Origin of the sequence: Allobosea sp., from assembly GCF_017308075.1 — a bacterium.
Taxonomy (GTDB): Bacteria; Pseudomonadota; Alphaproteobacteria; order Rhizobiales; family Beijerinckiaceae; genus Allobosea.
On record NZ_JAFKFX010000026.1, the window covers coordinates 1 to 14,489 of the forward strand.

Sequence of the window (14,489 nt, forward strand, 5' to 3'; positions counted from 1 at the left end):
GCCGGCCCGGTGGCTAGAGCGTGGAGCCAGAACCCGATCCCATCCCGAACTCGGCCGTTAAACTCCTCAGCGCTGATGGTACTGTGTCTCAAGACCCGGGAGAGTAGGTCGTCGCCGGGCCTGTCAAGGATATCCCCTCTGAACAATGATGAAATTCAGAACGCTGCTGCCGATGACGATTTCGGTTACAGCGTGACTGGTTTGACGCGGGGTGGAGCAGCCCGGTAGCTCGTCAGGCTCATAACCTGAAGGTCGTAGGTTCAAATCCTGCCCCCGCAACCACTGAGACAAACACTCCCGAGAGCTCTGCTCCGGGAGTGTTTGTTTTTGTCGCCTTTCAACGGATTGCCGCTGCGCCCACTCCAGGACCGTACCGATTTCGTCGCGCAGCCTCGCGAAGATCACCGAAACGCTCGGCAGGAGCGCTCGGCGCGCCTACTGAAACATCCCCGAGCAGGGCGGTCAGCACTTTCTTGCCGGCCGCCAACCCGCTCTTCTTCTGCTTCATCGACGGGATCATGCCGTCTGCGATCGTCTCGACGACCTGCTTCTCGACCTTGTAGCCATAGCGCAGCCCGCCACCGGACTTGCTGGCCTCCAGGCGCCCCCTCTTGCGGCGATTCGCCTTCTCGCCTAGGTCCCTCGGGGCGAGGGCGTTCGCCGTGCCCTTCAGGCCGACATGCAGTGGGAGGAATGGTCCATTGCCGACGTCTGAACGCCTGGTTTCGGGCAGGCTCGTTCAGCGATAGGCGACAGCGCTGGAGCTGCCTATTCCAGACGTCAGGCACCTTCGTCTGCAGGGGCGTCTCAGCCGGGCAACGGCCCGGGCAGCGGGAGTGGCGCATTGTGCCAGCTCGAACTAACCCGCGTGGTGATCCGGCGGTACGCCGCGCTGGTCCGGTCGGCTTCGCTAAAGGCAGCGAAAAGATCGACGCCCCCGGCTACCGGCTTGCGACGCCGAGCCAGTTTCACGCCGCTTGATCGCATTATCTTTCCGGCGAGGCGTCACGCTGCCGCTTCGAACGGGTGGTGACAGCGGACCATTCCGCCCGCGGTCCCGGTCGGCTCCGGCATCTGCGTGCGGCAGAGATCGCTCGCCCGCGGGCAGCGTGGGTTGAACGGACAGCCGGGCGGCGGGTCGACAGGATTCGGCGGCTCGGCGATCGCCTCCGACCAATCGGGGCGTCGCCCCGGCGTCGGCGGCAGGACTGCGTCGAGCAGCGAGCGCGTATAGGGATGGCGGGGCCGTGCGAACAGCTCCTCCGTCCGACCGGTCTCGACCAGGGTGCCGAGATACATCACCGCCACCCGCTCCGCCATATGATAGACCACGGCGAGGTTGTGGCTGATCAGCAGTACGGTGAGGCCGAGCTTCTTCTGCAACGTGCCGATCAGGTTGATGATCTGCGACTGCACGGAGACGTCGAGCGCCGAGGTCGGCTCGTCGCAGATCAGGATACGCGGCTGTGCGATCAGCGCGCGTGCGATGGCGACGCGCTGGCGCTGCCCGCCCGAAATCTGGCTCGGATAGGCGTTGAGCAGGTGCGGCGGCAGTCCGACCGCCTGCATCATTTCGGCCACGGCGGCCTGCCGGCTGCGGGCATTGCCCTCGCCGCGGACGACGAGCGGTGCCGCGATGATGCTGCCCAGCGTCTGGCGCGGATTGAGCGAGGAATAGGGATCCTGGAAGACCGGCTGGATCAGCCCCGCTCGCACGATCCGGTGATAGGACGCGATCGGCTTCCCCGCCACGGTGACGGAACCGCTGCTCGGCGCCTCGATGCCCAGCATCAGCCGCGACAGCGTGGTCTTGCCGCAGCCGGATTCGCCGACGATCGCGACGACCTCGCCCTGCCGGACCTCGAGATCGATGCCGCGCAACGCCCGCAGGGTGCGCCTTTCGCCGTGGAAAGCGACGGCGTAATCGCGCGTCGCGCCGACGATGCTCAGTGCGGCCTGCGCGCTCACGACACCACCTCGCCCCGCTCCTCGAAACCCGGTTCGCCGGCCCGCTCTGCCACTGACCGGATGCAGCGTAGCGCACGGTCGCCATCCTGCGGTACGAGCGGCACCGGGACGGCGCAGACCGGCCGCGCATAGGGGCAACGTTCCATGAACAGGCAGGTCTCCACCTCGCCTGTCGGCGGCGGCACGATCCCCGGTATCGACCCCAGCAGCGCGCCGCGCGCGGTGCGTCCCGGCGTCGGAATCGCCTGCAGCAGGCCTTCGGTATAGGGATGCGCCGGGGCGCTCAGGATGGCTGAGGTCTCGCCGGTCTCGACCACCTGGCCGGCATACATCACCGCGACGCGGTGGGCCATCGTTGCGACCACGCCGAGATCATGCGTGATCAGGACGATGCCGACGCCGGTCTCCGCCTGGAGTTTCGCCAGCAGCCCGAGGATCTGCGCCTGGGTGGTGACGTCGAGCGCCGTCGTCGGCTCGTCGGCGATGATCAGGTCCGGATCGCAAGACAGCGCCATCGCGATCATGACACGCTGGCGCAGGCCGCCGGACAGCTGGTGGGGGTATTGTTCGAGCCTGGCTGCCGGCGACGGGACGCCGACCCGGGCCAGCAGCGCAACCGCCCGCTCTCGCGCCTCCGTCTGTCCGATGCGCCGATGCGTGCGCATCACCTCGGTCATCTGGCTGTCGATCGTGTAGCAGGGATCCAGCGAGGTCATCGGATCCTGGAAGATCATCGCGATGCGCGGTCCGCGCAGCTTGCGCCATTCCGTCTCGCGCAGATCGATTAGCGATTGTCCGGAGAAGCTCAGCCGCGTGGCATCGACGCGCCCGGGCTTCGGCACGAGCCCCATCAGCGAAAGGGCGGTCAGGCTCTTGCCGCAGCCGGATTCGCCGACGATCGCCAGCGTTTCGCCGCGCGCGACCGACAGCGTGATGCCGCGCACCGGCTGCAGCACGCGCCCCTGCGCGGTCGGAATCGTGATCTTCAGGTCCTCGAGCGCGATCAGCGCGCTCTCCCTGGGAGTGCTCATGCCCGGCCCTCCGGCGCGACGACGTCGCGCAGCGCATCGCCGAGCAGGTTGATCGCCAGCACCAGCGTCACCAGTGCGACGCCGGGGATCGCGATCAGCCAGGGGCGGAACAGCAGCTGGTTCTTCGATTCCGCCACCATCAGTCCCCAGGAGGCGAGCGGCGGCTTGACGCCGAGGCCGAGGAAGGAGAGCGCCGCCTCCAGCAGCACCGCATGCGCGACCTCGACGGTGGCGACCACGATCAGCGGCCCGACAATGTTGGGCAGGATCTCGACCAGCAGGATGCGCGGCGTCGAGGAGCCGATGGCGCGCGCCGCGATGACGAAGTCGCTATGCGCCAGCCGCTGCGTCGCGCTGCGGGTCACCACCGCGAACCGGTCCCAGAGCAGGAGTCCGATCACCACGACGAGCACGCTCAGCGAGGAGCCGACGACCGCGACCACGACGAGCGCGACCAGCACGACAGGAAGCGTCAGTCGGATCGTGATCAGGAAGTTGATGACGAGATCGACCCGGCCGCCGAAATAGCCGGCGGCCATGCCCATCGCCGTGCCGATGAGGCCCGAGACCAGCACCGTCGCGATGCCGATGAACATCGAGATGCGGGCGCCGTCGACGAGGCGCGCCAGCAAGTCGCGTCCGAGCTGGTCGGTGCCGAGCGGATGCGCCCAGCTGCCGCGCACGTCCCACACCGGCGGGACGAGGCGGGCGCCGAGATTCTGTGCGACGGGATCAAGCGTGAACAGCGGCCCGACGAGTGCGACGAGCAGGATCAGCAGGATCGCACCACCTCCAAACCAGAAGCTGCCATGCCGCAGCAGGCGGTGCAAAGCGAGCCGGCGGGGGCTCATCGTGGTGAGTGTCGCCGCCGTCATGAGATGCGGATCCTCGGATCGATCAGGGCGTTGAGCAGGTCCGCCAGCAATGTCAGCAGCGCATAGATCAGAGCGATCAGCAGCAGGATGGCCTGGATCACCTCGATGTCGGAGCGCTGGATCGATTGCCAGGCAAGGAGCCCGAGCCCTTTCAGCGAGAAGACCGTCTCGACGACGATCGAGCCGCCGAGCATGAAGCCAAGCTGCACCGCCGCCAGCGAGACGACCGGGATGATGGCACTGCGCAGTGCATGAAGCAGCACCACGCGCCAAGCCGGAAGCCCATAGGCCCGCGCCGTGCGGACATGGTCGGATTGCATGACGTCGATCATGCCCGAGCGCGTCAGTCGCATGAGGGCGGGAGCGGCGTAATAACCCAGCGTCACCGAGGGCAGCACGAAATGCAGCCATGTCGCCGAGCCGGAAATCGGTAGCCAGCGCAGCTGCACGCCGAAGATGTAGATCAAGAGCAGCGCGAACAGGAATGAAGGCAGCGCCTGCCCGGCAACCGCCAGACCGAGCGCGAAACGGTCCAGCGCCGTATCGCGATGGAGGCCAGCGAGGATTCCGAGTGGGATGGAGAGCAGCAGCGCGAAGACCAGTGCCGACAGGCCGAGCTTGGCGGTGACCGGGGCGTGCTCTGCGAGCACGGTGATCACTGACTGGCGCAGATAGAAGGACCGGCCGAAATCGCCGGTCAGGATCTTGCCGATCCAGGCGAAGTACTGCGTGTGGATCGGTTGGTCGAAACCGTAGAGCCGGCGGATCGATTCCACATCGGCCGGAGAAGCCCCCTCGCCCGCCATCGCTGCGGCGGGATCGCCGGAGAGATGGACGAGCGAAAAGGCGAGCACCGAGGTGCAGGCGATCACCAGCAGGGTGACGAGCAGCCGCCGCGCGAGAAAACGTAACATGATGTTCGATCAGACGGCGGCGACCGCTTTCCTGCTCACTTCTTCCAGCGTGCCAGGTAGAAGTGGGCCAGCTCGTCCGGCGTCACCGGCAGGTCGAGTTCGGCGTTGAAGGCGTAGGTCCGGCCGTAGCTGAACAGCGGCACCATATAGGCCTGCTCGTTGATGCGGGCGAGCGCCTTGCCGTACAGTTCCTTGCGCTTCTCCGGATCGACAGTCGTGTCCGCCGCCTGGAGCCAGTCGCGCACCTGCTCGTCGCGGGCATAGTCATCGGTGCTGAACTTGAAATAGTTGCTGACCGAGGCCGAGGCGTCGAGCACGCCCTGCGAACCCCAGCTCAGATGGGCCACCTCGGCCTTGCCTTCCTGCAGGATCGGCCGCAGCGCGCGCCACTGCAGATAGCGCAGGTCGGTCTTGATGCCGACCGCACGCAGATAGTTCATCACCGCCTCGGTATAGGGTCGGTCGCGATAAGCGTAGATCGGGATGGTGAAGCCGTCGGGATGCCCGGCCTCTTTCAGCAGCGCCTTGGCCTTGGCGGGATCGTAGGCATATTCCTCGGTTTTGGCGTCGCAGCCGAACTGGCGTGCGTCGCACATGAAGCGCAGCACCTCGGAGCCGTCGCCGACGAGATCACGCGAGATCGCCGCCCGGTCGATGGCGTGGAACATCGCGCGGCGGACGCGGACATCCTTCATCGGATTGTCGCCGGAGCGGCCGACCGCGTCGAGCGAGAGGAACGACATGCGCGTCGTCGGCGCGGCCTTGACCGTGACGTTCGGCATCGCGGCAAGCTGCTTGGCGTTCTCGGACGGCACGCCCCAGATCCAGTCGAGGCCGCCGGTAACGAGTTCGGCGAGCTGCGTGTCGGTGTCGGGGATGGTCTTGTAGATCAGCGTGCCGATCGCCGGCTTGCCCTTCGGGCTGTCGGCGAAATAGGCGTCGTTCTTGACCAATGTCACCGAGGAGCCGGACTTGAACTCCTTGAGATTATAGGGGCCGATGCAGACCGGCTGGACCGCTCCCCAATCGCGCCGCGGCTTACCGCCGGTGTTGACGGTCGGTGCCTTGTCGTAGTGCCCCTCGGGATAGATCGGCGTGATGCCTGAGAAATACTCGATCGCAGCAGGCGTGGGCGCCTTGGCCTTGAAGATCACCGTGTCGGTGCTGGGCGCCTCGACATTCTCGATCCAGTCCACCAGCAGCCGGGTGACCACGCCGCTGTCCGGCTGGCGGGCATGGTTGTAGGTGTAGGCAACGTCGGCAGCCGTCAGTTCCTTGCCGTTCGAGAACTTCAGCCCCTTGCGCAGCTTGAACTCAAGCGTCTTGTCGTCGATCCAGCGATAGCCGGTCGAGAGCAGCGGCTTATATTCGCCCTTGATCGGATCGCGATACATCAGCGTGTCGCACATCTGCTGTGCGATGATCACGACCTCGCGTAGATTCTGATAGTAGAGATCGACCGTGTCGACCTCGCTGGCCGAGGCGAAGACCAGCGTGTCGTCCGCCTTGCCGGCCTGGGCGGTGCCGGCACCGAGGCCGAGCGCTGCCGCGACAGTCAACGCGGCCGCCATGCTCCGAGTCGTCATCATCGTTCCCCTCCGTCCCGTTTCAGGATCAGTCTCCATTCCCGGCCCTCTCCTCATGGCCGGGAATGATCGCTTGCGACCTTCTCAGACCGCGCGTCTCACCGGCAATCTGATTGTCGAATTCCGGGTGCCGCCGCGATGCAGTGTCAGCTTCGGCGGGCGGCCATGCGGCACCTGCCCGCAATGGTCGGCATCGGCGCCCGCGATCGCGATGCGGATGCGGCTCCCTGCCCTGAAGGTCCACGACGTCGGCAGCAGTGCGAAATGCAGGCGCTGCGGCTCGCCGATCGGCATCGGCGCGGCATCGGCTCGCGTGAAGCTGCGGAACGGCCAGCTGGTGCGATGCTCCGCCGGGCACTCGCTTTCCTTGCGATGCAGCGCCCGCAGCAGCCCTTCGGTGACGTAACGGACCATGCCGTCCGCCTCGACCTCAGAGAGATAGACGAAGACCGCGGCGTCCGGCTCGTTCGACGCCACCTGCAGGTCGGCGATCACATGGCCGGATACTTGCCAATCCCGCTCCAGCGGCGCGGAATCGTAGCGCAGCATCGCCTCGTCCCGGCCCTGCCAATCGATGTAATAATCGCGGCTATCGATCGCGGCGATCCGCTCATAGCGGGTCTGGCCGCCGGTGCCCTTGCTGAAATCGACCTGGTAGTCGTCCGCCCCCGCGGCGCCGGCCTGCGGCGAGAGGCGCGCGCCTTCGTCGAGATGCAGCGTCTCGCTGGTCTCGACCGGCGGCCAGGACGCGGCCTCCTGCCAGGCTTCCTCATGCATGGCGTAGTAATGGATCGGCGCCTCGTCGCGGAGACCGGTGTCGAGGCCCATGAGGTACTCGTCGAAGAAGCGCAGCACCTCGCCGACGACGGGAAAGTCCGGCTCGACCTTCGGCCGCCAGGGCGAGCAGTCGATGCGCGCACCATGGTCCCAGGGACCAAGCAGGAGATGGCGCTTGGCGTTCGGCAGTGTCAGGAAGCGGCTGATCGAGCCGTTGGCATAGCCCGCGCCGTCCATCCAGCCTGAGACCGAATAGACTGCGACATCGGGATCGATGCCCTCGTAGAAGCCGTAGGGACTGAACTTGGCCGAGGTGAACTGCGGATCATAGGGCAACGTGTCGCCCTTGAATTTGAACTCGGTGATGAAGTCCGGCATGTGGAAATTACCGATATGCTCGGTGATCGCCTGCCGGCAGAGCGCCCCGTCCGCATCCTCGTCCACCGGCTGCGGGCCGGCATAATTCGGGTTGGCGTAGTAGGAGATGTTCTTCAACAGGTCGCGCCGGTCGTGATCCATGGCGATCATCAGGTCGTCATAGACCCGCGCCAGCTCCTTCAGGAGGATGCCGCCCGGATAGTAATGGTCCGAATAGGTGTCCCAGACCGCGAAAAGCGGTGCGATCGCCTTCACGGCCTCGTGGCCCGTGCTGGCCAGGAAGTCCGCCGCCGCGCCGAGATAGGACACGCCGGTCGCGCCGATCGCGCCGTTCGACCAGGGCTGCGCCACGATCCAGTCGGCGATGGCGCGGCAATCCTCGCGCTCGCGCGGCGAACGGAAGCTGTCGCGCGTTCCGAAGCTCGCTCCCGTACCGCGCACGTCGATGACGACCAGCGCGTAGCCGGCAGGCACGAAATTGTCGCGATAGCGGAATGAGCCGGGCGTGACCTCGTCGCCCTTGCTCCAATCGGCCAGTGCGAACCGGCGGTAATAGGGGGTGAAGATGGTGATCGCCGGGAACGGTCCCTCGGCAGCCACTCCCTCCGGCGTCTGCGGAAGATAGACATCGACCGCGAGCCGGCAGCCATCCGGCATCGTCACATAGTGCGAGAACGGCTTCTTCGACACGCCATAGGGGCGCTTGCGGTCCTTCAGATAGGCCTGCGGGGTCACGCGCCAGGCCGCATTCTCGCTCGCCATGAAAGTTGCCCGTCTCAAACCGTTCCACTTCGAAATTCGAGCGTCGCAAACCCTCGACATATGCGTCAAATGCGTAATAAAGAGAACATCATGCTTAATTCGCATATTAAATAGATCGGATGGCGGCGCTGCGGGGATTGGAGGCCCTGAGGGCCTTCGTCGAGACAGGCACCGTATCGCGGGCCGCGGCAAGGCTCGGCCGCACCCAGCCGCAGATCGGGCGACTGCTCAGTGCGCTCGAGAGCGAGCTCGGCTTCCAGCTGTTCGATCGGCAGAACAAGCGCCTGAGCCTGACCGCCGAAGGCCGCGAGTTCTATCAGCATGCGGAGCGGCTGCTGCAGGGACATGACGGACTTGAACGCTTCGCCGCCCAGCTGCGCCGTGGCGGGCGCCACCACATCCGCGTGCTCGCCGCGCCGCATGTCGCCGAAGCCATCGTCATCGATGCCGTGGCCAAGCTCTCCCGAAGCGACCCACGCTTCACGGCTAGCGTCGATTCACGCGTCCGCATCGATATCGACAGCTGGCTCGGCCAGGAGCACTTCGATCTCGCTGTCACCGTTCTCCCGATCAGCCATGCCGGCTTCGAGACCGAAGAATTCTTGCGTATCGAGGCCGTGGCCGCCATGGCGGACAGTCACCCGCTGGCGCGGCTGGAGGCGGTCACGGTCGCGGACCTCGCCAAGACCAGCTTCATCGCGACCCACCGCCGCTCGCTGATCCAGAAAGAGATAGAACGCCAGGCGGACGAGGCTGGAGTTGCGCCCGAATCGCGCTTCGAGACGCAGAGCGGCATGATCGCATGCCAGCTCGCAGCGCGCGGCCTCGGCTGTTGCGTCGCGGACCCCTTCGTCGCTCATTCGAGCGGAGCGCCCGGCCTGGTCTTCCGGCCCTTCCGGCCTGCCATCGAGCTGCGCTACGGTTTCGTTTTTCCCGCCTGGCAAAGCCGTTCGCGCTTGGCCCGGGAGCTTTCGGGAGCGATCGCGGAGCAGGCGAAAGCACTTTGGAGCGCGATCAGGACGTCGTTCGGTTAAGAAGCCGAAGCAGAGATTCGAGATGACAACCCGCCCGATTGGCCGGGTGCCGGATTGAATGTCCGCTCATTGACCATGGCCCAACGCCAGCTAGCGGATTCCCTGGCAACCTCAGGCTGAGGCTGAAAGCTCGGCGATCGGAACCGCCAAGCTTTACAGCAGTCTGAGACGGTGGCTGATGGCCAGCTATGGATTTCCCGCCATAGAATTGGACGCCTAAGGGATGATCGGCGCGCGGTAAGTGAAGGTGTGCATCAGGGCGACCGCGAGCAGCATGACCACCGGGAAGTGGATGAAGAACTGCATCGAGGTGTAGCCGATCAGGTCCTTCGACTTCAGCTTGAGCACGCCGAGGAGCGGCAGCATCCAGAACGGGTTGATGAAGTTCGGCAAGGTCTCGGCGATATTGTAGACCATCACCGTCCAGCCGAGATGCGCGCCGATTTCGTTGGCGGCCTTCATGATGTAGGGCGCCTCGATGATCCACTTGCCGCCGGCAGAGGGGATGAAGAAGCCGAGGATCGCCGAATAGATACCGACGATGAAGGAGAACACGCTGGCATCGCTGGCGAGGCTGACGAACCAGTGCGCGATCGTGTCGGAGAGCGAGGCGCCCTCGGCCTTCACCCGGGTCAGCATGTAGGCGATGCCGCCATAGAACGGGAACTGCAGCAGCACGCCGGCGACGCTCGGCATGGCCTGCGAGAAGCTGACGAGGAAGCTGCGCGGCCGCCAGTGCAGCAGGGCGCCGACGAGCAGGAAGACGAAGTTGTAGGTGTTGAGGCCCGACATGGTGATCAGCGGGTTGCCGGACTTGAAGGTCTCGTAGAACCAGCCGGCCGCCAGCACGACGATCAGGATCGTTAGAAGCGGGCTGAATTCGAGATAGTCGCCCGGCCGGGTCGGCTTCTGCTCGGCTTTGACGTCGGTGAGATCGACGCCGAGATCGGCGGCGGTCTTGGCCGCCGCGTCGGACGGGGTGGTGTAGTAGCAGATCGCCGCTGAAAGCAGCGTGCCGACCACGATCACCAAGAGGTTCTGCCAGGTCAGGATCGTCTCGTAGAAACTGATCACCCCGGTGATCGGCATCAGCGAGGGCGGGATGCTCGCCGGATTGGCCTGCAATTGCGCCGCCGAGGAGCTGATGCCGAGCGTGAAGCCGAAGCCAAGCCCGAGATAGCCGGCTGCACCAGCTGCGCGATAGTCGAGGCGGATGTCGCTGCGCCGCGCGATCTCGCGCACCAGCAGGCCGGAGAAGATCAGGCTGACGCCCCAGTTGACCAGCGAGAGCAGGATGCTGACCACGCCGACGAAGACGACGGCGCCGCGGCCAGTCGTCGGCACGGCGGCGGCCCGGCGCATCAGCGCCGCGACAGGCGGCGATAGCGCGACGATGTAGCCGCCGATGGCGACGAGCGCCATCTGCATGGTGAACGGAATGATGCTCCAGAAACCTTCACCGAAGGCGGTGCTGACCGCGACCGGCGAACCGCCATGTACGATCGCCGCCAGCGCCACCGCCACCGTCGCCAGCAGAACGAAGATATAGGCGTCCGGGAACCAGCGTTCGGAAAAGGCCACCATGCTCTGTGACAGGCGCACGAGGGCGCCTTCGCGCGGCGCCGCCGCGCGTTCGTTCAGGATCGAATCTGTCATTGTCCCCTCTTATGGCGGTTTGCCGCCGTTGGTCTGCTTCAGGCGTCGAGAACGAGGTCGCTGAGCGGCACCGCACAGCAGGTCAGGCAATCGTCGGGCTCGCCGTCATAGGGCGAGAGATGGCTGGCGGTGCCGGAGACGACACGCAGGCGGCAGCTCTCGCATTGGCCGCTGCGGCAGCCGCTCGGCAGCGACAGCCCGGCCGCCTCGGCGGCATCGAGCAGGCTGCCTGATTGCGCCGACCAGGCGAAGGATGTCCCGCTGCGCGCCAGCACGATGCGGCGCGGCGCCAGGTTTGAGGGTATCTCGATCTGCGAGACGAAGACCTCGCTGAACACGTCGAAGCCCGGCAGTCCGGTGCTGGCCAAAGCGGCCCTGGTGTCGGTGACGAAGCCGTCGGGCCCGCAGAGATAGGCGAGCGGCTGGCGCGTTCCAGGCGCGAGGCCGAGCTCTGCGATGTCCGGCCGGCCGGCATGGTCAAAATCGCGGCCGAGCCGATCCTGCGGCCGTGGCCGGGTGAAGGCGCGGAGCACCCGCAGCTCCGGGATTCGGGCGGCGATCATCCGCAGCCAGTCGCCGAAGGGCTGCTCGGCTCCGTTGCGGCAGATATAGACGAGCTCGACGGAGGGTGGACGCTGCTCCGGCGCGATCCGTGCAAGCGCCGCGAGATAGCCGACGAAGGGCGTGATGCCGACACCAGCCGCGACCAGGATCACCGGGCGATCGCCGGTCAAAGGCGGGGTAAAAATCCCCGCTGGTGGCTGCAAGGTGACGATACTGCCCGGCGCGAGTTCATGCAGGCGCGTCGACATCCGGCCGGGCGGCGTGCCGTCGCCACCTGCCGCGATGCGGCGCACCGCGATTTCGTATTCGGCCGGGTTCTCGGTCGGCCCGGTCAATGAATAGCTGCGCGACAACCCCGTCTCGGGCTCGGTCACCTGGACATGCTGTCCGGGCAAGAAGCCGGGTAACGGTTCGCCATCGAGAGGCGCCAAGCTGAAAGCGAGGACGTCGCTCGCTTCGCGACGGCGTGCCGCTACGCGGAAGGCGCGCTCGCCAGCCCACCAGCCGCGCGAGGCGGCCTCGTCCAGGGCGATCTCGCAGGCCACGGCCCGCAACGGCACCGAACCGCTGATCGGGTCACGGTCGCGGTCCGACAGGATCGCGTTGATATTGCATGTCGCCGCTCCCGTGATTGCTCCACCGGAGCGCCCCAGCGGAGTGCAGGCCTGCCACCAGCCGAACTCGGCGATCACGGTTCCGGTCGGCAAGGTCGGGTCCAGCTTCGCCCTTAAGCGCGCCTCGCCATCATGCGTGCGAATGATCACCCAATCGCCGGCGGTGATGCCGCGTGCCTGCGCGTCCGCCGGGCTGAGTTCGACCGACGGGTCAGGCGCCTTGCGCCTGAGCGAGGCGACATGTCGGTGCGATGAGTGGACGAACCAGCCGGATTTCGCGGTCGAGAGCAGCAATGGCAATTCGGCCGGGCGCCCTTCCGCGCTCGCCGGCTCGACATGTCGGGGTAAAGCCGGGTGGCCCAGTGCGAGCAGCTGTTCAGAATAGATCTCGACGCGGCGGCTCGCGGTCGGGAAACCGGTGACGCAGCCCTCCTTGCGAACCACAGTGTATTTGCGTTCCGGATTGGGCTGCGGCACGCGGATGCCGCCCGGCGCTTTCCGCAATTGCGCGACGCTCAGCCCAAGCGGCTCGAGCTGGTGGTTCCAGCCGGCTTCGATCGAACCGCCGAAGAAGGCCTCGGCGTGACCGAGGCGGCAAGCCAGGTCGAAGGCTATGTCGTAATCGGCCCGGACATCGCCGCGCGGCGGCACCATAGCCTGGCGCAATTGGATGTGCTCGACCGCCGCCTGCGTGATCTCGAAGCCGAGCCGGAGCGCCTCGCGCTCCCAGGGCATGCTCGCCGGCAGGACGATATCGGCCTGCTCGGCGGTCGGGTTCATGAACATGTCGACATGGACATGGAATTCGAGTGCCTGCAGCGCTGCGCGATTGCGCGCGGAATCGCCCTGTGACACCACGAAATTGGTGCCGAAGCTCATCAGCGCCCGGACGCGGTAAGGCTCGCCTTCGAGCACCGACCGGCAGAAATCGCGCGCGGTGATCCAGCCCTTGGCCGGCGGGCCGAGTGGCAGCTCAGCGAGGCCGAGCGCCTTGCGGCGCTGTGCCTCCGGCAGCAGCGCATAGTCATTCACCGCGCGGAACGGCGGCGGCCTCGTCCAGATATTGCCGCCGATACGGTCGCTCGCGCCGGTCAGCGCATAGAGCGTGCCGATGGCGCGCTCGATCATGGTCGCATTGGAGTGCTGGCCGACGCCGGTCCAGGAATGATAGGCGAGCCGCGGCGAGCCCTCGAACAGCGCGTAGAAGCGGGCGAGGTCATCGGTCGCGAGACCGGTGATCCCGGCGACATGCTCGGGCGTGAAGGCGGCAGCCTCGCGCGCCAGGAGCCGCATCACGGTGGCGCAGGCGATTGTCCGGCCGTCCGCGCCCTGCAGCGTCGCTTCGCCATCGAGGACGATGTCCTGCGGCCGCACCAGCGCCTCGCGCGTGTCATAGGCCACAGGCGAACCATCCGGCCGCAGCAGCACGAAGGCGTCAGCCGCGCCGTCCGGCCAGAGATCACCCGCCCGCAGCAGGCGCTCCGTCGCGAGATCGACCAGCATCGGCGCGTTCGTCCATTGCCGGACGAAGGCGTCGTCATAGCTGCGTTTGATGACGAGATGGTGGATCGCGCCCATGGCGAGCGCCCCGTCGGCGCCCGGCCGGATACCGAGCCAGAGATCGGCACTCTCGCCAGCGCCGCCGCGCTTGGGATCGACCACCGCGACGATCGCGCCGCGCTTGCGGGCCTCGGCGATGCGGGTCGCCTGCGCCAGCCAGGTCCGCGTCGGGTTGTGGCCCCAGAGCACGATGGCGTCGGCATGGTCGTAATCGGCAGCGCCGATGCCGCGGCCATAGGTCAGGGCCTGGGCATAATCCTTGTGCCAGCCGCAGATCTCGACGGCATAGATCAGGTTGGGGCTGCCGAAGCAGCGGATGAAGCGCTCGACCCATTCGAAGCTGTCGACCATCGGCGTGCCGCTCGGCGTGGTCACCGCGAAGGCGACCGTCTCCGCCCCCGTTTCACGGCGAATCGTGCCGAGCCGCTTAGCGATCGTGTCGAGCGCCTCCGACCACTCGATTTCGACCCAGCCCGGCGAATCGGCGCCGCGCGGCGTGGTCCGCTTCAACGGCCTGGTCAGCCGCAGCGGGCTTTCGATCAGCTCCGGCGCCGCCCGGCCCTTGGCACAGAGTGCCGCCCCGGTGGGATGGGTCGGATTGGGCGAAACCGCGACGAGGCGCCCGTCCAACACATGGTTCAGCGAACCACAGCGGGAGCGGCACAGGGTGCAATAGCCCTCTTTGATCTCGGCATTCCGCACATCGGACATAAGGTAGTGTATTACGCGTGACGCGCTACTTCAAGTCAGAGATGCGACTCGCCATATCC

General features: G+C 66.4%; 10 protein-coding genes, 1 tRNA gene and 1 rRNA gene. 3 read left to right on the forward strand and 9 right to left on the reverse strand.

The genetic code is table 11. From position 1 onward, the window contains the following. The first annotated feature begins 5 nt into the window (after positions 1-5). Positions 6-120 (forward strand): 5S ribosomal RNA (rrf, locus tag J0J10_RS06870). Positions 121-205: 85 nt separating this feature from the next. Further along, positions 206-282 (forward strand) — tRNA-Met (locus tag J0J10_RS06875). A gap of 55 nt (positions 283-337) precedes the next feature. Here the strand turns inward: J0J10_RS06875 and J0J10_RS06880 are convergent. The 7 genes from J0J10_RS06880 to J0J10_RS06910 form a co-directional block, all read right to left on the reverse strand. Beyond that, positions 338-508, reverse strand: a complete 171-nt coding sequence (locus tag J0J10_RS06880) for a hypothetical protein (RefSeq protein ID WP_291645831.1) — start codon at positions 506-508, stop codon at positions 338-340. 497 nt (positions 509-1,005) lie between these two features. Next, on the reverse strand, positions 1,006-1,968 hold the full coding sequence (locus J0J10_RS06885) for an oligopeptide/dipeptide ABC transporter ATP-binding protein (RefSeq protein ID WP_291645832.1): 963 nt from the start codon (positions 1,966-1,968) through the stop codon (positions 1,006-1,008). Further along, on the reverse strand, positions 1,965-2,999 hold the full coding sequence (locus J0J10_RS06890; RefSeq protein ID WP_291645833.1) for an ABC transporter ATP-binding protein: 1,035 nt from the start codon (positions 2,997-2,999) through the stop codon (positions 1,965-1,967). Before J0J10_RS06890 ends, J0J10_RS06885 begins: the two co-directional genes overlap by 4 nt. Continuing rightward, positions 2,996-3,874 (reverse strand): ABC transporter permease, encoded by an 879-nt coding sequence (locus tag J0J10_RS06895; RefSeq protein WP_291645834.1) that lies wholly within the window; start codon positions 3,872-3,874, stop codon positions 2,996-2,998. The genes J0J10_RS06890 and J0J10_RS06895 overlap by 4 nt, the downstream gene beginning before the upstream one ends. Next, a complete protein-coding gene (locus tag J0J10_RS06900) occupies positions 3,871-4,788 on the reverse strand; it encodes an ABC transporter permease (protein WP_291645835.1) in 918 nt (305 codons plus the stop codon). The genes J0J10_RS06895 and J0J10_RS06900 overlap by 4 nt, the downstream gene beginning before the upstream one ends. Positions 4,789-4,823: 35 nt before the next feature. Then, positions 4,824-6,377 (reverse strand): ABC transporter substrate-binding protein, encoded by a 1,554-nt coding sequence (locus J0J10_RS06905; RefSeq protein ID WP_291640358.1) that lies wholly within the window; start codon positions 6,375-6,377, stop codon positions 4,824-4,826. 81 nt (positions 6,378-6,458) lie between these two features. Beyond that, the gene (locus J0J10_RS06910) at positions 6,459-8,291 is read right to left on the reverse strand and encodes a CocE/NonD family hydrolase (RefSeq protein WP_291645836.1); all 1,833 of its coding nucleotides are present in this window, start codon (positions 8,289-8,291) and stop codon (positions 6,459-6,461) included. 119 nt (positions 8,292-8,410) lie between these two features. Between J0J10_RS06910 and J0J10_RS06915 the strand changes: the two genes are divergently transcribed. Continuing rightward, positions 8,411-9,325: a LysR family transcriptional regulator gene (locus J0J10_RS06915; RefSeq protein WP_291645837.1), complete on the forward strand. Its 915-nt coding sequence runs from the start codon at positions 8,411-8,413 to the stop codon at positions 9,323-9,325. Between the two features lie 216 nt (positions 9,326-9,541). Here the strand turns inward: J0J10_RS06915 and J0J10_RS06920 are convergent, their stop codons facing one another. Both J0J10_RS06920 and J0J10_RS06925 read right to left on the reverse strand, forming a co-directional pair. Continuing rightward, positions 9,542-10,981, reverse strand: a complete 1,440-nt coding sequence (locus J0J10_RS06920; RefSeq protein WP_291645838.1) for a short-chain fatty acid transporter — start codon at positions 10,979-10,981, stop codon at positions 9,542-9,544. A 38-nt stretch (positions 10,982-11,019) separates the two neighbouring features. Continuing rightward, positions 11,020-14,430, reverse strand: coding sequence for a molybdopterin-dependent oxidoreductase (locus J0J10_RS06925; protein ID WP_291645839.1), 3,411 nt, complete (start codon positions 14,428-14,430; stop codon positions 11,020-11,022). Between the last annotated feature and the right edge of the window lie 59 nt (positions 14,431-14,489).